Here is a 16,027-nt window from a genome sequence, read left to right as displayed (position 1 = left end):
TTATGACGGTGCAGTCACATGTTCTGGCCCTCGTGCAGGAGGCGCTGGAGGCGCGCCGGTCGAACGAGGCGCTCGACACGCCGCTGGACGCCGCGGGCGAGGCCGCCATGATCGACGCCGCGGCGCGGAAGGTCGAAGAGCTGCTGGACGTGCTGCGGATCGACCACCGCAACGACCACAACACCCGCGACACGCCGCGCCGCGTCGCCAAGATGCTGGTGCGCGAGCTGCTGAAGGGCCGCTTCACGGCGCCGCCCGAGCTGACCGAGTTCCGGAACGCCGAGGAATTCGACCATCTGATCGTCACCGGCCCGATCACCGTGCGCTCCACCTGCGCGCACCATCTGATGCCGATCTACGGCACGGCCTTCATCGGCATCCTGCCGGCCAAGGGCGGCAACATCCTGGGCCTGTCCAAGTACGACCGGATCGTCGACCATTTCGCCGCCCGCTTCCAGATCCAGGAGGAGCTGGTCAAGCAGATCGGCAACTTCATCGTCGAGGCCACGCGGCCCCGCGGCCTGGCCGTGCGGATCAGCGCCGTCCACATGTGCAAGACCCACCGCGGCGTGCGCGCCGGCCACGACAGCCGCATGGTCAACAGCTCCTTCCACGGGGAGATGCAGGAATCGCGCGAGCTGCGCGAGGAGTTCCTGAGGGAGTGCGCGACGCTTGAGCGGTCCGCCCGCTGAGCGGACCGCCCCGCTCGCGGCCCGGCCCGTCCGCCCCGGCGCGGACGGGCGGTCCGGCATCGCGGGGGCGGCGCTGCTGATGGCGGCGTCGCTCGCCCTGGTGCTGACCGCCGGGGCACTGGCCCGCGAACTGGGGGCCCGCTACGGCGCGGCGGAGGTGCTGTTCCTCCGCTTCCTGCTGTCGTTGCCGGTGGTCGGCGTGGCGGCCGTCGCGATGGCCGGGCGGCGCGCCCTGTCCGTCACCCGACCCGGCGGCCACGCGGTGCGGGCGCTGAGCGGCGTCGGGGCGGCGCTGATCTTCTACGCGGCGACCCAGCATCTGCCCTTCGCCGATCTGGTCGCCCTGTCCTACGCGGCCCCGCTGTTCGTCGTGCTGCTGTCCGGCCCGGCCCTCGGGGAGCGGGCGGGAGCGGCCTCCGCCCTCTGCGTCGCGCTGGGGATGGCCGGTGTCTTCCTGATCGCCCCGCCGACGCGGCTGGAGCCGTGGAGCCTCGCCATGCTCGCCATGGCCTTCCTGAACGCGGTCTGCATCCTGGCGACCCGGCGGACGGCCCAGGCCGACGGGCCGGCGGCCACCGGGCTGGTCTTCGTGCTGGCCGGGTGCCTGCTGACCGCCCCGGCGGCCCTGCTGACCGGCTTCCGGCTGCCCGACGCGGCCGACCTGCCGGCCTTCCTGCTGCTGGGCGTCGCCGCGGGGGCGGCCATCCTGCTGAACGCCGCCGCCTTCCGCCGGGCGCCCGCCGCGGTGCTGGCGCCCATCGACTATCTGGGAATCGCCGCCTCGGCGGCCATCGGCTTCCTGTGGTGGGGCGAAAGCCCGTCGCCCGCGGTGCTGATGGGCGGGGCGCTGATCGCGGCGGCCGGGCTGGGCACGCTGTGGGTCGGCGCGCGGCGGCCGGGCTGACGCCGCTCGTCCGAATTCACAATTCGATCAGCGCGTAGGGCCTCCCCGACTCCTTCTCGATGGTCTGGGCGACGTTGTAGACCGGCGTGCCGCGCAGGGTCCGGCCGGCGTAGCTGCCGTGGTGGGCGTGGCCGTGCACCACCGCCTGGACGTGGAAGCGGTCGATGGTCTCCGCCAGGCGGGAGGAGCCGAGGAACGGGTAGATCTCCGTCGGTTCGCCGCGCACCGTCTCGGCGATCGGGGCGTAGTGCAGGACGACCATGGTCCGCTCGGTCTCCAGCTGGCGCAGCGCGCTCTCCAGCCGCATCGCCTCGTTCAGCGACTCCTGAACGAACTGCTTGATCGCCGGTTCGCCGAAGGCGTCCAGCATGCGGTTCTCGAAGCCGCCGCCGAAGCCCTTCACCCCGGCGAAGCCGACGCCGCGGATCTCCACCGGGTTGCCGTCGAGGAAGCGGACGCCGGCCTGCTCCAGGATGCGTTGCATCTCCTCGACATGGCCGCATTCGTGGTCGTGGTTGCCCAGCACGGCGACCACCGGAATGCCGATGGCGCGCAGGTCCTCGGCCAGCACCTCGGCCTCGCGCGGCTTGCCGTGGTTGGTCAGGTCGCCGGCCAGCGCCAGGACGTCCGCCCGGTCGGCGATCTCCTGGAACAGCTCGCGGTAGGGATGGGTGGAGGTTTCCCCCACATGGATGTCGCCGATGGCGGCGACCTTCAGGGTTGCGTCAGCCCGCGTGTGTTCAGCCATGCTTCGTTTCCTCGCCGACGACGTCGGCGAACCCCCAGTCCGTGACGTCGATCCGATAATCCTCGCGCGAGAACAGCCGCCCCCGGCAGATGCGGGTTTGCGGCACCGGCAGCTTCGCGCGCTCGTTCAGCCGGTCCAGAAGCTCCTGCAACAGCCAATCCGGGATGTGGTCGCGCTCCGTCGGGTAGATGAAGCGGAAGTTCAGAGCGTGCATCAGCAGCACCTCCCAGTACTGCTCCATGTGGCCGAGCAGCCGTTTCCAGTCGATGTGGGCGTGCTGCTTCAGGATCATGTGGGCGACGTCGGGGCCGTCGTACTTGTGCCGCATCTGCACGAAGGCCTTGGAGAAGACCATCTCCGTGGGCGGGATCAGCTGCACGTCGGTGCCGCAGACCAGCGCGCGGTGATCCTCCTCGAACCAGCGGTCGTTGACCGGGTTGATGGCGGCGGCGGAGTTGAAGATCACGTCGAAGAACAGGTCGCCGTGCAGGACCTTGCCGATCCAGCGTTCGTCCTCGATCTCCGTGCCGAAGCCGCGGTCCTGGAAATGGGCGAGGATGCGCGGGAAGTCGCCGCCTCGGCAGAAGATGTCGATGTCCTTGGTTGGACGGGTGATGCCGGTGTAGGCGCTGAGCGCGTAGGTGCCGCCCAGAAGGAAGGGAATTCCGGACTCCGTCAGGATCTTCAGGCTCTCCGTGTAGAAGGCCTCGGCCTCGGCCGAGACATCCGCACGGCCTTCGCGGTTGCCGTCCATCGCACCCCCTCTCCCGCCGTTGTCCGTCGCGCCTTCAACAGGAGGAGCGGGCGAAACGCACCACCGGACGGTGTCCATGGCGGGAAAAAGTCGGCCAAAGGCGGGCGGAACCGCCGCCCCGCTGCTCCGGTTGAGGGTGGTATTGCTGATGGGGAGGCAACCGATGGCACGACATCCGATCCCACAGGGCCTTTTGCTCGCCGCCGGCCTCGTGCTGTGCGGTGCCGGTCCCGTCCTGGCGCAGGGAAGCTGCGCCGCTCTGGTCGACCGCTTCGCCGCCGAGAACAACCTGTCGACCACCCCGCCGCCGGTCGCGACGCCGCCGGGCAGCTCCGGTTCCACCGCGGGGGACGGGGCGTTGCCGAGCGGGAGTTCGGGGGCGACGCCGGACCAGCTCGCCCGCTCGGGCGGGGTGGTGGCGCCGCCGGCTTCGGGAGACCAGGCGGTGATCGAGCCGCCGCGCACCGGCGCCCCCATGCCGACCGCCCCGGCGGTGCGTCCCGACGCCGCGCCGAACAGCGGCTCCTCCATGGAGAGCGGGTCGATGGGGCAGGCGGCGCGCAACGCCCAGATCGAATCGCTGGTGACCGCCGCGCGCTCCGCCGCGAAGGACGGCAACGAGCAGCTCTGCATGGACTCGCTGGACAAGGCGCGCGGCCTGACCCGTGCCGCGCCGGGTGCTGCGGGCGGCACGATGGGCGGAGGCGGCTGATGGCGACAACGCGGATGATGGCTGAACTGATGGCCGCCGACCTGAGCGTTGCCGGTCCCCTTCCTCCTTCCCCGCCGACTCCCGACATGCCGGTGCCGCCGCCCGGCATGCCGGACATGCCGGGCGACCCGTCGCGGCCGCCGATCAAGGAGCCGCCGGACGCCATCCCCGTCCCGCCGGAGGAGCCGCCGCCCAACCCCGAGCGGCTCGCCTGAAACCGCCCGCCGGGGAGAAAAATGGCACCAGGGCCGCAGGCGCGCGAAACGGCGCGCCTGCGGTCTTGTGATTCGCGCGGGGAAAGGCGATGTGTTCTGTCGGGCACCGGAGGCCGGTGCCGAGTCGCCTTTTGGAGTTCAGTGGGTCTCATGCACCGTCAACCCCCGCGCCAGCACGTCTACCGCCAGCCCGTCGTCCTCGGCACCCAGGTTCAGGCCACCGTCAAGTGGTACGATCCCAACCGCGGCTTCGGCTTCGTCAAGTTCGAGGACGGGTCGCCCGACGCCCTGATCCCCGCCGCCATCGTCGCCACCGCCGGCCACGAGTCCCTGCCGGACGGCGCCACCGTCGTGGTGGACATCGTCGAGGGGCGCAAGGGCAACCAGGTTTCCGCCCTGCATTCCGTGGACACCTCCACCGCCGCCCCGGCCCGCCCGGCCCGCGCCCAGGGCCCGCGCCCGTCCTTCGGCGACCGCGGGGGCTTCGGCGACCGCAACGACCGCGGCGGCGACCGCGGGTTCGGAAACCGCGGCTTCAACGACCGTGGCGGCGACCGTGGCGGCGACCGCGGCTTCGGCGGCCGGGGCGACAGCCGTGGCTTCAACGACCGTGGTGGGGACCGCGGTGGGGATCGCGGCTTCAACGATCGGGGTGGCGATCGGGGCGGCGACCGTGGTGGCTTCGGCGGCCCGCGCCGTCCGGCGGGCGGCCCGGCCACCCAGACCGAGGGCACCGTGAAGTGGTTCAACGCCACCAAGGGCTTCGGCTTCATCGCCCAGGACGGCGGCGGCCAGGACGTGTTCGTCCACATCAAGGCGGTGGAGCGCTCCGGCCTGCAGGGTCTGAACGACGGCCAGCGCGTCCGCATCTCCGTCCGCCAGGGCGACAAGGGTCCGGAAGCCGTCTCGGTCGAAGAGGCGTAAGGCCCCGGTCCATCGACGACGATCCACCGAAGGTAAGGTGTCGTTCGGCCCGGTTGAACGGCGGCGCAAAGCCGCGCATCGTGGCGGGGCCGGGGTGACGGTGCGACGGCGCGCCATCCCGGCCCGATCCGAATCAAGAAAGGACGCCCAGTGGTTCCCGTCACCTGTCCGACCACGCCCTTCGACGGCCAGAAGCCCGGCACCTCCGGGCTGCGCAAGGCCGTGAAGGTCTTCGAGCAGCCGCGCTATCTGGAAAACTTCGTCCAATCCATCTTCGACTGCGTCGACGGCCTGTCCGGCGCCACGCTGGTGATCGGCGGCGACGGGCGGTACCACAACCGCACCGCCGTGCAGACCATCCTGCGCATGGCCGCGGCCAACGGCGTCGCGCGTGCGGTGGTCGGGCGCGGCGGCATCCTGTCCACCCCGGCGGCCTCCTGCGTCATCCGCAAGCGCGGCGCCATCGGTGGCGTGATCCTGTCGGCCAGCCACAACCCCGGCGGCCCGGACGGCGATTTCGGCATCAAGTTCAACGCCGCCAACGGCGGCCCGGCGCCGGAATCGATGACCGACGCCTTCTTCGCCCGCTCCAAGGCCATCAGCGAGTACAGGACGCTGGAGTCGCCGGACCTCGACCTCGACCGGCCCGGCGAGACTTCGCTCGGCGGCATGGCGGTGGAGGTCATCGACCCGGTGGCCGACTACGCGGAGCTGATGGAATCGCTGTTCGACATGGCGGCGATCCGCAAGCTGTTCGCGTCGGGCTTCCGCATGGTGTTCGACGCCATGCATGCGGTCACCGGCCCCTACGCCACCGAGATCCTGGAGCGTCGGCTGGGCGCCCCCGCCGGCACCGTGATCAACGGCACGCCGCTGGAGGATTTCGGCGGGCACCATCCCGACCCCAACCTCGCCCACGCCGAGGAACTGGTCGGGCGGCTGTTCAGGCCGGACGCTCCGGACTTCGGCGCCGCTTCGGACGGCGACGGCGACCGCAACATGATCCTGGGCCGCAACATCTTCGTCTCGCCCAGCGACAGCCTCGCCGTGCTGGCCGCCAACGCCACCCACGTCCCGGCCTTCAAGGACGGTCTGGCGGGCGTCGCCCGCTCGATGCCGACCAGCCGGGCGGTGGACCGCGTGGCGGCGAAGCTGGGGATTTCCTGCTACGAGACGCCGACGGGCTGGAAGTTCTTCGGCACGCTGCTCGACGCCGGGCGCATCAACCTGTGCGGCGAGGAGAGCTTCGGCACCGGCGCCGACCATGTGCGCGAGAAGGACGGGCTGTGGGCCGTCCTGATGTGGCTCAACGTCCTGGCCGCCCGCGGCCTGTCGGTGGCCGAGCTGATGGCCGAGCATTGGGGCACCTACGGCCGCACCTATTACGGCCGCCACGATTACGAGGCCATCCCGCAGGAGGCCGCCGACGCCCTGATCGCCGAGCTGCGCGGCAAACTGCCCTCGCTGGCCGGCACGTCCCTCGGCGGGCGCACCGTCGCGGCGGCAGACGAGTTCGCCTACACCGACCCGGTGGACGGCAGCCGGTCGGAGCGGCAGGGCCTGCGCGTCGGGTTCGAGGACGGGTCGCGCATCGTCTACCGCCTGTCCGGCACCGGCACGTCCGGCGCGACGCTGCGCGTCTATTTCGAGCGCTACGAGCCGGTCGGCGGCGCGCACGGGCTGGACGCTCCGGTCGCGCTGAAGCCGCTGGCCGATCTGGCGGCGGAACTGGCCGGCATCGAGCGTCACACGGGGCGCACCAAGCCGGACGTCGCCACCTGAACCGCTTGAGCTGACGGAAAAGGCCCTTCCTCTGGAGCCGGAGGAAGGGCCTTTCTCTGTTCAGAACACCGCCTGGAGCAGGCCCAGCGTGCGTCGCCTGGCCAGTGCGGCGCTCGCCGCGTCGTAGCTGGCGCGCTCGTCGCAGTTGAAGCCGTGGCCGGCGGGGTAGAGGTGCGTGATGGTGCCGGGATGGCGCTGGCGCACCGCCTCGGCCACCGTCAGGGGAATGGCGTGGTCCGTCTCGCCGAAATGCAGCAGCACCGGCGCGCGCGGCACCTCGTCCAGCCGGTTGCCGATCCCGCCGCCGTAATAGGCGACCGCGGCGCGGACCGGCAGGCGCGATGCGGCGGCCCAGGCGATGGTGCCGCCCCAGCAATAGCCGACGATGGCCGCCCCCTCCGCCCCGCCGAGATGGGCGAGGCCCGCCGCCACGTCGGTCAGCGCGTCCTCGACGCTGACCGCACCCATCAGCTCGCGGCCGCGCTGGACGCCGGCCTCGTCATAGGGCAGCTCCACCCCGCGCTCCGCCCGGTCGAACAGGGCGGGGGCCAGCGTGTGGTAGCCGTCCGCCGCGTAGCCGTCGCAGACGCGGCGGATGTGGCCGTTGATCCCGAAGATCTCCTGGACGATCAGAAGCCGCCCCTTTTCCGGCCCGACGGGCCTGGCCTCGTAGGCGGTCAGCCGGTGCCCGTCGGCGGCCGTCAGATGCGTCCAGGCGCTGGTCGTGCCGGTGGTCGTACCGGTCATGGCTGGTCTCTCCCTCCATTCGTTCCGTGCAGGGAAGATAGCAGCCTGACGCCGGGTGTCATCCGCGACCGGCTGGCCCATATCTCCAAGCAGCGTCACCCCGTCACTGGAGCCACCCGATGTCCGCCCCCGCCGACCGTTCCCCGACCGCCGGACCCTTCGACCTGACGCCGCCGACGCCGGACCAGCGCGCGGCGCTGGTGGAGCGCCTGTCGGACGAGGAGCGGCACGTCCTGCTCAGCCACGGGACGGAGGCGCCCTTCTGCGGCGGCCTGCTCGACAACAAGAAGCCGGGCACCTACGCGTGCCGGCTGTGCGGCCTGCCGCTGTTCCGGTCCGGGACGAAGTTCGAATCCGGCACCGGCTGGCCCAGCTTCACCGCGCCCTATGAGAACGCGCATCTGAAGCTGGTGCAGGACAACAGCTACGGCATGGTGCGGGTGGAGACGCTGTGCGCCCGCTGCGGCAGCCACCAGGGCCACGTCTTCCCCGACGGCCCGCCGCCGACCGGCATGCGCTTCTGCATCAACTCCGTCTCGCTGGCCTTCCTGCCCGACGGGCAGCCGCTGGCCAGGAGCGTTCAGGATTGGGTGGAGGAGGGGGCGGCGTTCTAGCAGACGCTTGGCCCCTCCCTCGTGCCCCCTCCCTAACCCTCCCCCTCTGCGAGGTGGAGGGGACTGCCGCCGCTTCGCGGAAGGCCCCCTCTCCCGCGCAGCGGGGGAGGGCCGGGGAAGGGGCCAAGGTTCGCACAGCCGGCACCTCCCCCGACCGTCCCGTTTCATTGGATACCCCCGTCATGCCGACCGACAACACCGTCCGCCCGCCCATCTCCGTCCTTGACCTCGCCCCGGTGCCGGAAGGCAGCACGCCGGGCGACGCGCTGCGCAACACGCTGGACCTCGCCCGCCACGCCGAGCGGCTGGGCTACCGCCGCTACTGGCTGGCCGAGCACCACAACATGACCGGCATCGCCAGCGCGGCGACCTCGGTCGTCATCGGCCATGTCGCGGCGGGCACCTCGACCATCCGCGTCGGGGCCGGCGGCATCATGCTGCCCAACCATTCGCCGCTGGTCATCGCCGAGCAGTTCGGCACGCTGGAGGCGTTGTTCCCCGGCCGCATCGACCTCGGGCTGGGCCGGGCGCCCGGCACCGACCAGATGACGCTGCGCGCCCTGCGCCGCGACCCCTCGGTGGCCGAGCAGTTCCCCCAGGACGTGCTGGAGCTTCAGGCCCTGCTCGGCCCCGTCCAGCCGGGCCAGCGCGTGCAGGCGGTGCCCGGCGCCGGGTCGAACGTGCCGCTGTGGATCCTCGGCTCCAGCCTGTTCGGCGCGCAGCTGGCGGCGGCCTTCGGCCTGCCCTACGCCTTCGCCTCGCACTTCGCGCCGGACGCGCTGATGCGGGCGCTGCGCGTCTACCGGGAGAACTTCACCCCCTCGGCCCAGCTCGACCGGCCCCACGCCATGGTCGGGGTGAACGTCGTCGCGGCCGGGACCGACGCCGAGGCGCGCCGGCTGTTCACCTCCGCCCAGCAGAGCTTCGCCCGCCTCATCCGCGGCACCCGCGGCCAATTGCCGCCGCCCATCGACGACATCGAGAGCTTCTGGTCGCCGCTGGAGAAGGCGCAGGCGATGAACATGCTGTCCTGCTCCTTCGTCGGCTCGGCGGAGACGGTGCGGCGCGGGCTCGACGCCTTCCTCGCCGAGACCGACGCCGACGAGATCATGGTGGCCTCGGCCATCCACGACCATGCGGCGCGGGTGCGCTCCTACGAGATCCTGGCGGAGGTCCACGGGTCGCTGCGCGCCGCGGCCTGACGCGCTCCAAATTGGGGGAGAGGTCCGGCGCAACCGCACAGCGCGCTTCGCGGACTGCGCCATGGACCGCGCCGGAGGAGAGCCCTATCGTCTGTGGCCCGGCGTCGCGTGACGCGGTTCACAGAGATGGAGAGGGGATATGCCCGAGTTTCCCCACGCCAGCAGGGTCAACGTGACGCTTGATCTGCCGCTCGACGTCTATCGGCGTCTGGAACAGCAGGCGCGCTACATGAGCGTTACCGTCGAGGCCCTGTTGAAGACTATCCTGGCGCAGCAGCTCTATGATTCCAGTCTTCGCAATATGGATTAGTTCAGTGTTGTGAAGCGGCGCGCACGGCGGCGTCGAGGTCGCCGTGACTCTCCAGAAGCGCCGCCAGACCGGCCTCCTCCAGCACGCCGCGGATCGGGCCGGGCACCGCCGCCAGCACGATCCGCACCCCCGCCCGCCCGCCCGCCTTTCCCCCGCCCGGCCGCGCCTGCCGCACCGCCAGCAGCAGCGAGCGCAGCCCCGCCGGGGTCAGCTGGGTCACCGCCGACAGGTCGAGCACCAGCCCGTCCGGCGCCTTTTCCGGCGCGTCCGGGTCGGCGGGCGCCAGCGCGGCGAACAGGCGCGCCTCGAACCGGGGGGCGGCGGCGCTGTCGATCGGCCCCACCGGGCGCAGGATCGTCACGTCGCCGCGTACCTCTTCCGCGATGTGCATCAAACCCTCCGATTTCCCCATCCGGCCGGGCCTGCTATACCTCCTCCGGCGGGGGAATTTCCCATCACACGGATCATCATACAGCAGAGCGGCGGCGGGGGCATGGAATCGGACGGACGCTTCGGCGGCGGGGCGGGCCTGCGGGACGGCGGGGGGTTTTCCGACGAGTCCGGCGGCGGGCCGCGCGCGCTCCCGGCCTTCCTCGCGGCGGGGCCCGCCGTGGCCCCGGAGGACCGCCCGAAGGCGGAGGCGCCGCCGGACCAGCCGGCGCGGCTGCGCGGCGCGCTGAACCCGCTGCTGGCCGCCGCCGGGCCGCTGCTCGACCTCGCCGGGTCGCTGCGCGAACGCTCGGGGCACGAGAATCCGGAGGGACTGCGCGAGGTCATCCTCGCCGAGGTCCGTCGCTTCGAGGAGGAGACCGCCGCCATCGGCGTCCCGCCGGAGGAGGTGCGCGTCGCCCGCTTCGCCCTGTGCACCATGCTGGACGATGTGGTGCGGGCCACCCCCTGGGGGGCGCGCTGCCGCTGGGCGCGCGAGGGGCTGGCGGCGGTGGTCGATCCCGGCGCCGGCGGGCCGGACCGCTTCTTCGACCTGCTCGACACCATGCTGAGCGACCCGCGCCTGCACCGGCTGGAGCTGGAGCTGTTCTACGCCTGCCTGTCGCTGGGCTTCGAGGGCAAGTTCCGCGACAAGCCGCGCGGCGCCCACGACCTCGCCCACCTGCGGGACGAGCTGTTCCGCGTGCTGCGCCGCCTGCGCGGCGAGCGGGAGCGCGCGTTGTCGCCGCAATGGCGCGGCGTCGCCGAACGCTTCCGCCCGCTGGGGCATGTGCTGCCGCCCTGGTTGGCCGCGGTGGCGGTGGCGACTCTGCTCGGCGGGCTGTTCCTGACCCTGTCGGCCTCGCTGGGCGGCCGGGCGGACGCGGTGGTGGCCCGGCTGGGCGCGCTGCTCCCCGACCGGCCGCTGGAGCTGGTCCGCGCCGTCCCGCCGCCGCCGCCCAGCGCGGGTCCGGCGCTGGCCGTCCGGGTCACCGCCCTGCTCCAGCCGGAGATCCGCTCCGGCGCCGTGGCGGTGTTGGCCGGCGACGACGGGGCGCTGGTCATCCGCATCGAGGGGGCGGGCATGTTCGCCACCGGCAGCGACGCGATCCGCGCCCGCTACCGCGCCGTGGTCGACCGCGTCGGGCAGGCGCTCGGGCCGGAGGCCGGGCGGGTCGTGGTGGTCGCCCACACCGACGACCAGACGCCGCGCGGCGGCGGGCTGCCGACGCCGGAGGCGCTGACCGAGGCGCGGGCGGTGGCGGTGCTGAAGATCCTGGAGCGCACGCTGGGCGCCGAGCGCCTGACCGCCGAAGGGCGGGGCGAGCGCGAACCGCTGGCCCCCAACACCACGCCGGCCAACCGGGGCGCCAACCGGCGCGTCGATGTCCGGCTCTACCCCGAATAGGCCGCGGTCCATGAGCGATCCGTCTCCGCACCCCCGCTCCAAGACGTCCCAGGGCAGAGTCCGCCGCGCCGATCCGGCGATGGCGCCGCGCCTGCGCTGGTGGACCACGCTCGCGGTCGCCCTGTCGGTCGGGCTGCTCGGCTGGGCGGTGATGCCGCTGTTCGGCTTCGGCGGCCTCGCCCGCCTGTTGCCGGTGCTGGCCCTGCTCGGCCTGTGGTACGGGCTGAACCGGCGCGAGGACGGCCGGCAGAGCGCGGCCAACGCCCGCTTCGTCGAGGCGCTGGCGGCGTCCCGCGATCCCGAGCTGAAGGCCTCGCTGGACGAGCTGGGCACGGTGCGCGAGCGGCTGGACGCGGTGATCGACCGGCTGAAGACGCAGCGCTTCGGCGCGCGCTGGGGCGGCCAGTATCTCTACCAGCTTCCCTGGTATCTGGTGATCGGCGCCCCCGGCTCGGGCAAGACGACGGCGCTGGCCAACGCCCGGCTGGGCGCGGCGCTGGGCGGCGGACTGGACGGCATGCCGGTGCAGAATCTGGGCGGCACCCGCAACTGCGACTGGTGGTTCACCGACGAGGCGGTGCTGATCGACACGGCGGGCCGCTACACCACACAGGACAGCCGCCGCGCCATCGACGGGCGCGTCTGGTCCGGCCTGCTCGACCTGCTGAAGGAGCACCGCCCGCGCCAGCCGGTGAACGGCGTTCTGCTGACCATCAGCCTGACCGACCTCGCCTCCTGGAGCGACGCGGAGCGGCGCAACCACGCCATCACCATCCGCCAGCGGCTGGGCGAGCTGCGCGCCCATCTGGGCATCCGCGTGCCGGTCTACCTGCTGTGCACCAAGGCCGACCTCGTGGACGGCTTCACCACCTATTTCGACCCGCTGGACCGGGCGGAGCGCGCCCAGATCTGGGGCATCACCTTCCCGGTGGAGGACGCGCCGCCCGGCCCGCTGGCCAGCTTCCACGCGCAGTACGCGGCGCTGCTGCGCCGGCTGGAGGAGCGGCTTCCCGAACGGCTGCACCAGGAGCCGGACATCCAGCGGCGCGGCGACGCCTTCGCCTTCCCGCTGCGCATGGCGGCCTTCGAGGCGGCTTTGGCCGACCTCGTCGACACCGCCTTCACCGCCGAGGCGGACGAGGCGGTGCCGCTGCTGCGCGGCATCTACCTGACCAGCGCCACCCAGCCCGGCGCCTCCGCGGAATCGCCGGCCCAGACCTTCTTCCTGGAGCGGCTGCTGCCCGAGGTGGTCTTCCCCGAGGCCAACATGGTCGGGGTGGACCACGCGCTGGAGCGGGCGCGGCGGCGGCGCCACGTCTGGGCGCTGGGCGGCACGGCGGCGGCGGGCCTGCTGCTCGGGCTGGCCGGGCTGAGCAGCCACCGCGCCAACGAGGCGCTGCTGGCGCGGGCGGAGGCCGCCGTGGCGGTGGCGGAGGAGCGGCTGCGCGCCCTCGACACCCCGCCGCGCTCGCTGACGCGGGTGGAGGATTCCGACTTCCTGGCCGTCCTGCCGGCGCTCGACGCGCTGCGCGCGCTTCCCGCCGGCTGGACCGGGCGGGCGGAGCGGCGGGCGTCCCTGCTCGGCTTCGGCCTGTCGCAGGGGGAGCGCGTCGGTCTGCCCGCCGAGGATGTCTACCGGCGGGCGCTGCGCAGCGTGTTCCTGTCGCGCATCGTGCTGCGGCTGGAGGAGCAGTTGCGCACCGGCTGGGCGCGGCCCGACCTGCTGCGGCAGAGCCTGCGCGCCTACGCCATGATCGGCGGGCGGGAGCCGCTGGACCCGGCGGTGTTGGCCGAATGGCTGGCCGCCGACTGGCAGCGCACGCTTCCCGGCGCCGCCCATGAGGCGGAGCGCCGGGCGCTCGGCGACCATCTGGCGGCGCTGGTCGAGGCCGGCTTCGCCCCGGTGCCGCCGGACGAGGCGCTGGTGTCGCGCGTCCTCGACGTGCTGGGCCAGCCGGCCGCGCCCACGCCGCGCGTTCCCAACAATGGCGGGGCCGGCTGATGAGCCCCGGTTTCGCGGTGGGCTTCCATGGCAAGGTTCCGGCGCGCGGCGATTTCGTCGGCTACGGCCTGCCGCGCGGCGTGCTGCTTCCCTGGGACGCCTGGCTGACGGAGGTTCTGGACGCGGCGGTGCGCCAGCTCGGCTCGCCCTGGGAGCGGCTGTTCCAGTCGGCCCCGGTCTGGCGCTTCGCCCTGTCGCCCGGCCTGTGCGGGGAACCGCCGCTGGCCGGCATCATGATGCCCAGCGCCGACCGGGTGGGTCGGCAGTACCCCTTCACCATCGTCGGCACGCTGCCCTACGGCACCGACCTCGCGGTCGTGCCGGTGGCCTGCCTGCACTGGTTCACCCGCGCGGAGTCCATCGCCGCCGACGCCTGCCGCGCCGGGGCCGACGTGGACGCGCTGCCCGCCCGCATGGCGATCCTGGGGCGCCCGGAGCCCAACGGCGCCGATCCCACCGTCGCCACCGTGGTCGAGGAGCGCGTCGGCCCGCTGCCGCCCCGCGCCAGCCTGTGGTGGAGCCGCGGCGGCGGGCGGGTTCCGCCCTCGGTGCTGACCTGCTGCGGCCTGCCGCGCTCGTCGCGCGCCGCCGCCTTCATCGACGGCGCCTGGGAGCGGCGGGGCTGGGACGATCTGGACGGGTAGGGAGCGGGGGAAAGCTCACCCTCCCAGATTGACGATCTCCACCCGCCGGTTCTCCGCGGCCTTCGGCTGTTTGGGCAGCAGCGGCTCCCGCGCGCCCATCCCGGCGGTGTCCAGCCGGTCGCGGCGCACGCCGTGCTGCTCCGCCAGATAATCCGCCACGGCGTCGGCCCGGCGTTGCGAGAGCGCCCGGTTGGCGGCGTCGCCGCCCACCGCGTCGGTGTGGCCGACGATGCGGAAGCGGGCGGTCGCCGCGTCCGGCGCCGTCATCACCGCGCCGATGCGGTCGAGCACCGCCCGCGATTCCGGGCGGATGCGCGCCGAGTTGAAATCGAAGCCGATCCGGAAGGCGGCGCGCAGCCCGGCCTTCAGCGCCGCGACGGGCGGGTCCGGCGGCGTCCCCGGCAGGGCGGGCACCGCCACCGGGGCGGGCGCCGGTGCGGACGCCGGTGCGGGGGCTGATGCGGGGGCTGGGGGTGGTGCCGCCGCGACGGGCGGCGGCGGCGGGCGCTTCATGACGATGGGCGGGCAGCCGGGTCCGGCGGCGCCGAACAGGGCGGCCTGGATCTCGCACTCGCTGGGGTTGGGGCCGAGCGGGGCGGCGGGCGCCGCCGATTGCGCCAGGGCCGCGCCCATGGGAACGGCCGGCCCGCTTCCCAAAAGCCCGCCCCCCAAAAGCCCGAGCACCAGGAGACCGATTGTTGGGAACATCCGCGTTTGCATGCCCGCATTGTCCCAGGCTTGGGGGCGCGCCGTCAAATTCCGCGTGGAACAGACGTGCGTGCCTCTGTACGATCCCGGTCCGATCTTTCGTTTGCGGTATGCGGGAGGAAACAAGAATGAAGTCGATGAAGGCCCTGTTCGCCGGTCTGGCGCTGGCCGCCATGGTTCTGCCGGGCGTGGTCGCCAACGGCGCGGCGGCGGCGGACTACAAGGCCGAATACAAGCTGTCCACCGTGCTGGGCAAGCCGTTCCCCTGGGGCATCGGCGGCGACCGCTGGGCCGAGCTGGTCAAGGAGAAGACCAACGGGCGCATCAATGTGAAGATGTATCCCGGCTCCGCCCTGGTGAACGGCGACCAGACCAAGGAGTTCACCGCTCTGCGCCAGGGCGTGATCGACATGGCGGTGGGCTCCACCATCAACTGGTCGCCGCAGGTGAAGGAGCTGAACCTCTTCTCGCTGCCCTTCCTGATGCCCGACCACAAGGCCATGGACGCGCTGACCCAGGGTCCGGTCGGCAAGCAGCTGTTCGACCTGCTCGCCACCAAGGACGTGGTGCCGCTGGCCTGGGGCGAGAACGGCTTCCGCGAGATCTCCAACTCCAAGCACGCCATCCGCAAGCCGGAGGACCTGAAGGGCCTGAAGATCCGCGTCGTCGGCTCGCCGCTCTACCTCGACACCTTCACCGCCCTGGGCGCCAACCCGACGCAGATGAGCTGGGCCGACGCGCAGCCCGCCCTGTCCACCGGCGCCGTCGACGGTCAGGAGAACCCGGTCGGCGTCTTCGTCGCCGGCAAGTTGCCGACGCTGGGCCAGAAGCACCTGACGCTGTGGGGCTACGTCGCCGATCCGCTGATCTTCGTGGTCAACAAGGAGGTCTGGAACAGCTGGTCCAAGGAGGACCAGGAGGCGGTGCGCGCCGCCGCCGTCCAGGCCGCCGCGGAGGAGGTCGCCATCGCCCGCAAGGGCATCACCGCCCAGGACGACAGCCTGCTCAAGGACATCGCCGCCCAGGGCGTGGAGGTTGTGCAGCTCACGCCCGAGCAGCAGAAGGCGTTCCAGACCGCCACGCGCGCCGTCTACGACAAGTGGGCCAAGACCATCGGCCCCGACCTCGTGAAGGCCGCCGAGACCTCGGTCGCCAACCGGAAGTAAGTCTGCCGCTTGCCGTTCCCCCTCCCTAAGCCCCTCCCTCGCCGAAGGCGGGGAGAGGGTTGGGGA

At 72.6% G+C, this 16,027-nt stretch carries 18 protein-coding genes; 13 read left to right on the top strand and 5 right to left on the bottom strand.

Features of this window, described 5'->3' with window-relative positions; all coding sequences use genetic code 11:
- Positions 1–2: 2 nt before the first annotated feature.
- On the top strand, positions 3–692 hold the full coding sequence (locus tag ABVN73_RS11645) for a GTP cyclohydrolase I (RefSeq protein WP_353858130.1): 690 nt from the start codon (positions 3–5) through the stop codon (positions 690–692).
- Complete coding sequence (locus ABVN73_RS11640) at positions 673–1,596, top strand: DMT family transporter (RefSeq protein ID WP_353858129.1); 924 nt, start codon at positions 673–675, stop codon at positions 1,594–1,596. Before ABVN73_RS11645 ends, ABVN73_RS11640 begins: the two co-directional genes overlap by 20 nt.
- Before the next feature lie 16 nt (positions 1,597–1,612).
- Here the strand turns inward: ABVN73_RS11640 and ABVN73_RS11635 are convergent, their stop codons facing one another.
- Both ABVN73_RS11635 and ABVN73_RS11630 read right to left on the bottom strand, forming a co-directional pair.
- Positions 1,613–2,344, bottom strand: a complete 732-nt coding sequence (locus ABVN73_RS11635; protein ID WP_353858128.1) for a metallophosphoesterase — start codon at positions 2,342–2,344, stop codon at positions 1,613–1,615.
- On the bottom strand, positions 2,337–3,098 hold the full coding sequence (locus tag ABVN73_RS11630) for a hypothetical protein (RefSeq protein ID WP_353858127.1): 762 nt from the start codon (positions 3,096–3,098) through the stop codon (positions 2,337–2,339). Before ABVN73_RS11630 ends, ABVN73_RS11635 begins: the two co-directional genes overlap by 8 nt.
- Positions 3,099–3,261: 163 nt before the next feature.
- On the opposite strand from ABVN73_RS11630, the gene ABVN73_RS11625 reads away from it, so the two are divergent.
- From ABVN73_RS11625 to ABVN73_RS11610, 4 genes are all read left to right on the top strand, one after another.
- Positions 3,262–3,810: a hypothetical protein gene (locus ABVN73_RS11625; RefSeq protein WP_353858126.1), complete on the top strand. Its 549-nt coding sequence runs from the start codon at positions 3,262–3,264 to the stop codon at positions 3,808–3,810.
- The gene (locus tag ABVN73_RS11620) at positions 3,810–4,025 is read left to right on the top strand and encodes a hypothetical protein (protein ID WP_114861414.1); all 216 of its coding nucleotides are present in this window, start codon (positions 3,810–3,812) and stop codon (positions 4,023–4,025) included. The genes ABVN73_RS11625 and ABVN73_RS11620 overlap by 1 nt, the downstream gene beginning before the upstream one ends.
- Before the next feature lie 150 nt (positions 4,026–4,175).
- On the top strand, positions 4,176–4,949 hold the full coding sequence (locus tag ABVN73_RS11615; protein ID WP_353858125.1) for a cold shock domain-containing protein: 774 nt from the start codon (positions 4,176–4,178) through the stop codon (positions 4,947–4,949).
- A 150-nt stretch (positions 4,950–5,099) separates the two neighbouring features.
- Positions 5,100–6,731 (top strand): alpha-D-glucose phosphate-specific phosphoglucomutase, encoded by a 1,632-nt coding sequence (locus ABVN73_RS11610; RefSeq protein WP_353858124.1) that lies wholly within the window; start codon positions 5,100–5,102, stop codon positions 6,729–6,731.
- 60 nt (positions 6,732–6,791) lie between these two features.
- Here the strand turns inward: ABVN73_RS11610 and ABVN73_RS11605 are convergent, their stop codons facing one another.
- Entirely contained in the window at positions 6,792–7,478 is a 687-nt protein-coding gene (locus tag ABVN73_RS11605) for a dienelactone hydrolase family protein (protein WP_353858123.1), read from the bottom strand.
- A gap of 119 nt (positions 7,479–7,597) precedes the next feature.
- On the opposite strand from ABVN73_RS11605, the gene msrB reads away from it, so the two are divergent.
- The 3 genes from msrB to ABVN73_RS11590 all read left to right on the top strand — a co-directional run bounded on the left by msrB (position 7,598) and on the right by ABVN73_RS11590 (position 9,604).
- Positions 7,598–8,092, top strand: a complete 495-nt coding sequence (gene msrB / locus ABVN73_RS11600) for a peptide-methionine (R)-S-oxide reductase MsrB (RefSeq protein WP_353858122.1) — start codon at positions 7,598–7,600, stop codon at positions 8,090–8,092.
- A 182-nt stretch (positions 8,093–8,274) separates the two neighbouring features.
- Positions 8,275–9,294, top strand: coding sequence for an LLM class flavin-dependent oxidoreductase (locus ABVN73_RS11595; RefSeq protein WP_353858121.1), 1,020 nt, complete (start codon positions 8,275–8,277; stop codon positions 9,292–9,294).
- A gap of 139 nt (positions 9,295–9,433) precedes the next feature.
- The gene (locus tag ABVN73_RS11590; protein ID WP_170295769.1) at positions 9,434–9,604 is read left to right on the top strand and encodes a hypothetical protein; all 171 of its coding nucleotides are present in this window, start codon (positions 9,434–9,436) and stop codon (positions 9,602–9,604) included.
- A 1-nt stretch (position 9,605) separates the two neighbouring features.
- Here the strand turns inward: ABVN73_RS11590 and ABVN73_RS11585 are convergent, their stop codons facing one another.
- Positions 9,606–9,995 (bottom strand): STAS domain-containing protein, encoded by a 390-nt coding sequence (locus ABVN73_RS11585; RefSeq protein ID WP_353858120.1) that lies wholly within the window; start codon positions 9,993–9,995, stop codon positions 9,606–9,608.
- 102 nt (positions 9,996–10,097) lie between these two features.
- Here ABVN73_RS11585 and icmH point away from each other — a divergent pair, with 102 nt between their 5' ends.
- The 3 genes from icmH to tagF are packed head-to-tail and all read left to right on the top strand — an operon-like array spanning position 10,098 to position 14,087.
- Positions 10,098–11,441, top strand: coding sequence for a type IVB secretion system protein IcmH/DotU (icmH, locus tag ABVN73_RS11580; protein WP_353858119.1), 1,344 nt, complete (start codon positions 10,098–10,100; stop codon positions 11,439–11,441).
- A 10-nt stretch (positions 11,442–11,451) separates the two neighbouring features.
- Entirely contained in the window at positions 11,452–13,443 is a 1,992-nt protein-coding gene (tssM, locus tag ABVN73_RS11575; protein ID WP_353858118.1) for a type VI secretion system membrane subunit TssM, read from the top strand.
- The gene (gene tagF / locus ABVN73_RS11570) at positions 13,443–14,087 is read left to right on the top strand and encodes a type VI secretion system-associated protein TagF (RefSeq protein WP_014239131.1); all 645 of its coding nucleotides are present in this window, start codon (positions 13,443–13,445) and stop codon (positions 14,085–14,087) included. The genes tssM and tagF overlap by 1 nt, the downstream gene beginning before the upstream one ends.
- Positions 14,088–14,102: 15 nt before the next feature.
- Here the strand turns inward: tagF and ABVN73_RS11565 are convergent, their stop codons facing one another.
- Positions 14,103–14,720: an OmpA family protein gene (locus ABVN73_RS11565; protein WP_353858117.1), complete on the bottom strand. Its 618-nt coding sequence runs from the start codon at positions 14,718–14,720 to the stop codon at positions 14,103–14,105.
- A gap of 203 nt (positions 14,721–14,923) precedes the next feature.
- Between ABVN73_RS11565 and ABVN73_RS11560 the strand changes: the two genes are divergently transcribed.
- Entirely contained in the window at positions 14,924–15,961 is a 1,038-nt protein-coding gene (locus ABVN73_RS11560; protein ID WP_353858116.1) for a DctP family TRAP transporter solute-binding subunit, read from the top strand.
- Positions 15,962–16,027 lie beyond the last annotated feature (66 nt).

It is taken from the genome of Azospirillum formosense, from assembly GCF_040500525.1.
GTDB classification, from domain to species: Bacteria; Pseudomonadota; Alphaproteobacteria; order Azospirillales; family Azospirillaceae; genus Azospirillum; species Azospirillum formosense_A.
The sequence above is the reverse complement of the archived record's forward strand: the minus strand, read 5'-3'. Positions and strand labels throughout refer to the sequence as shown.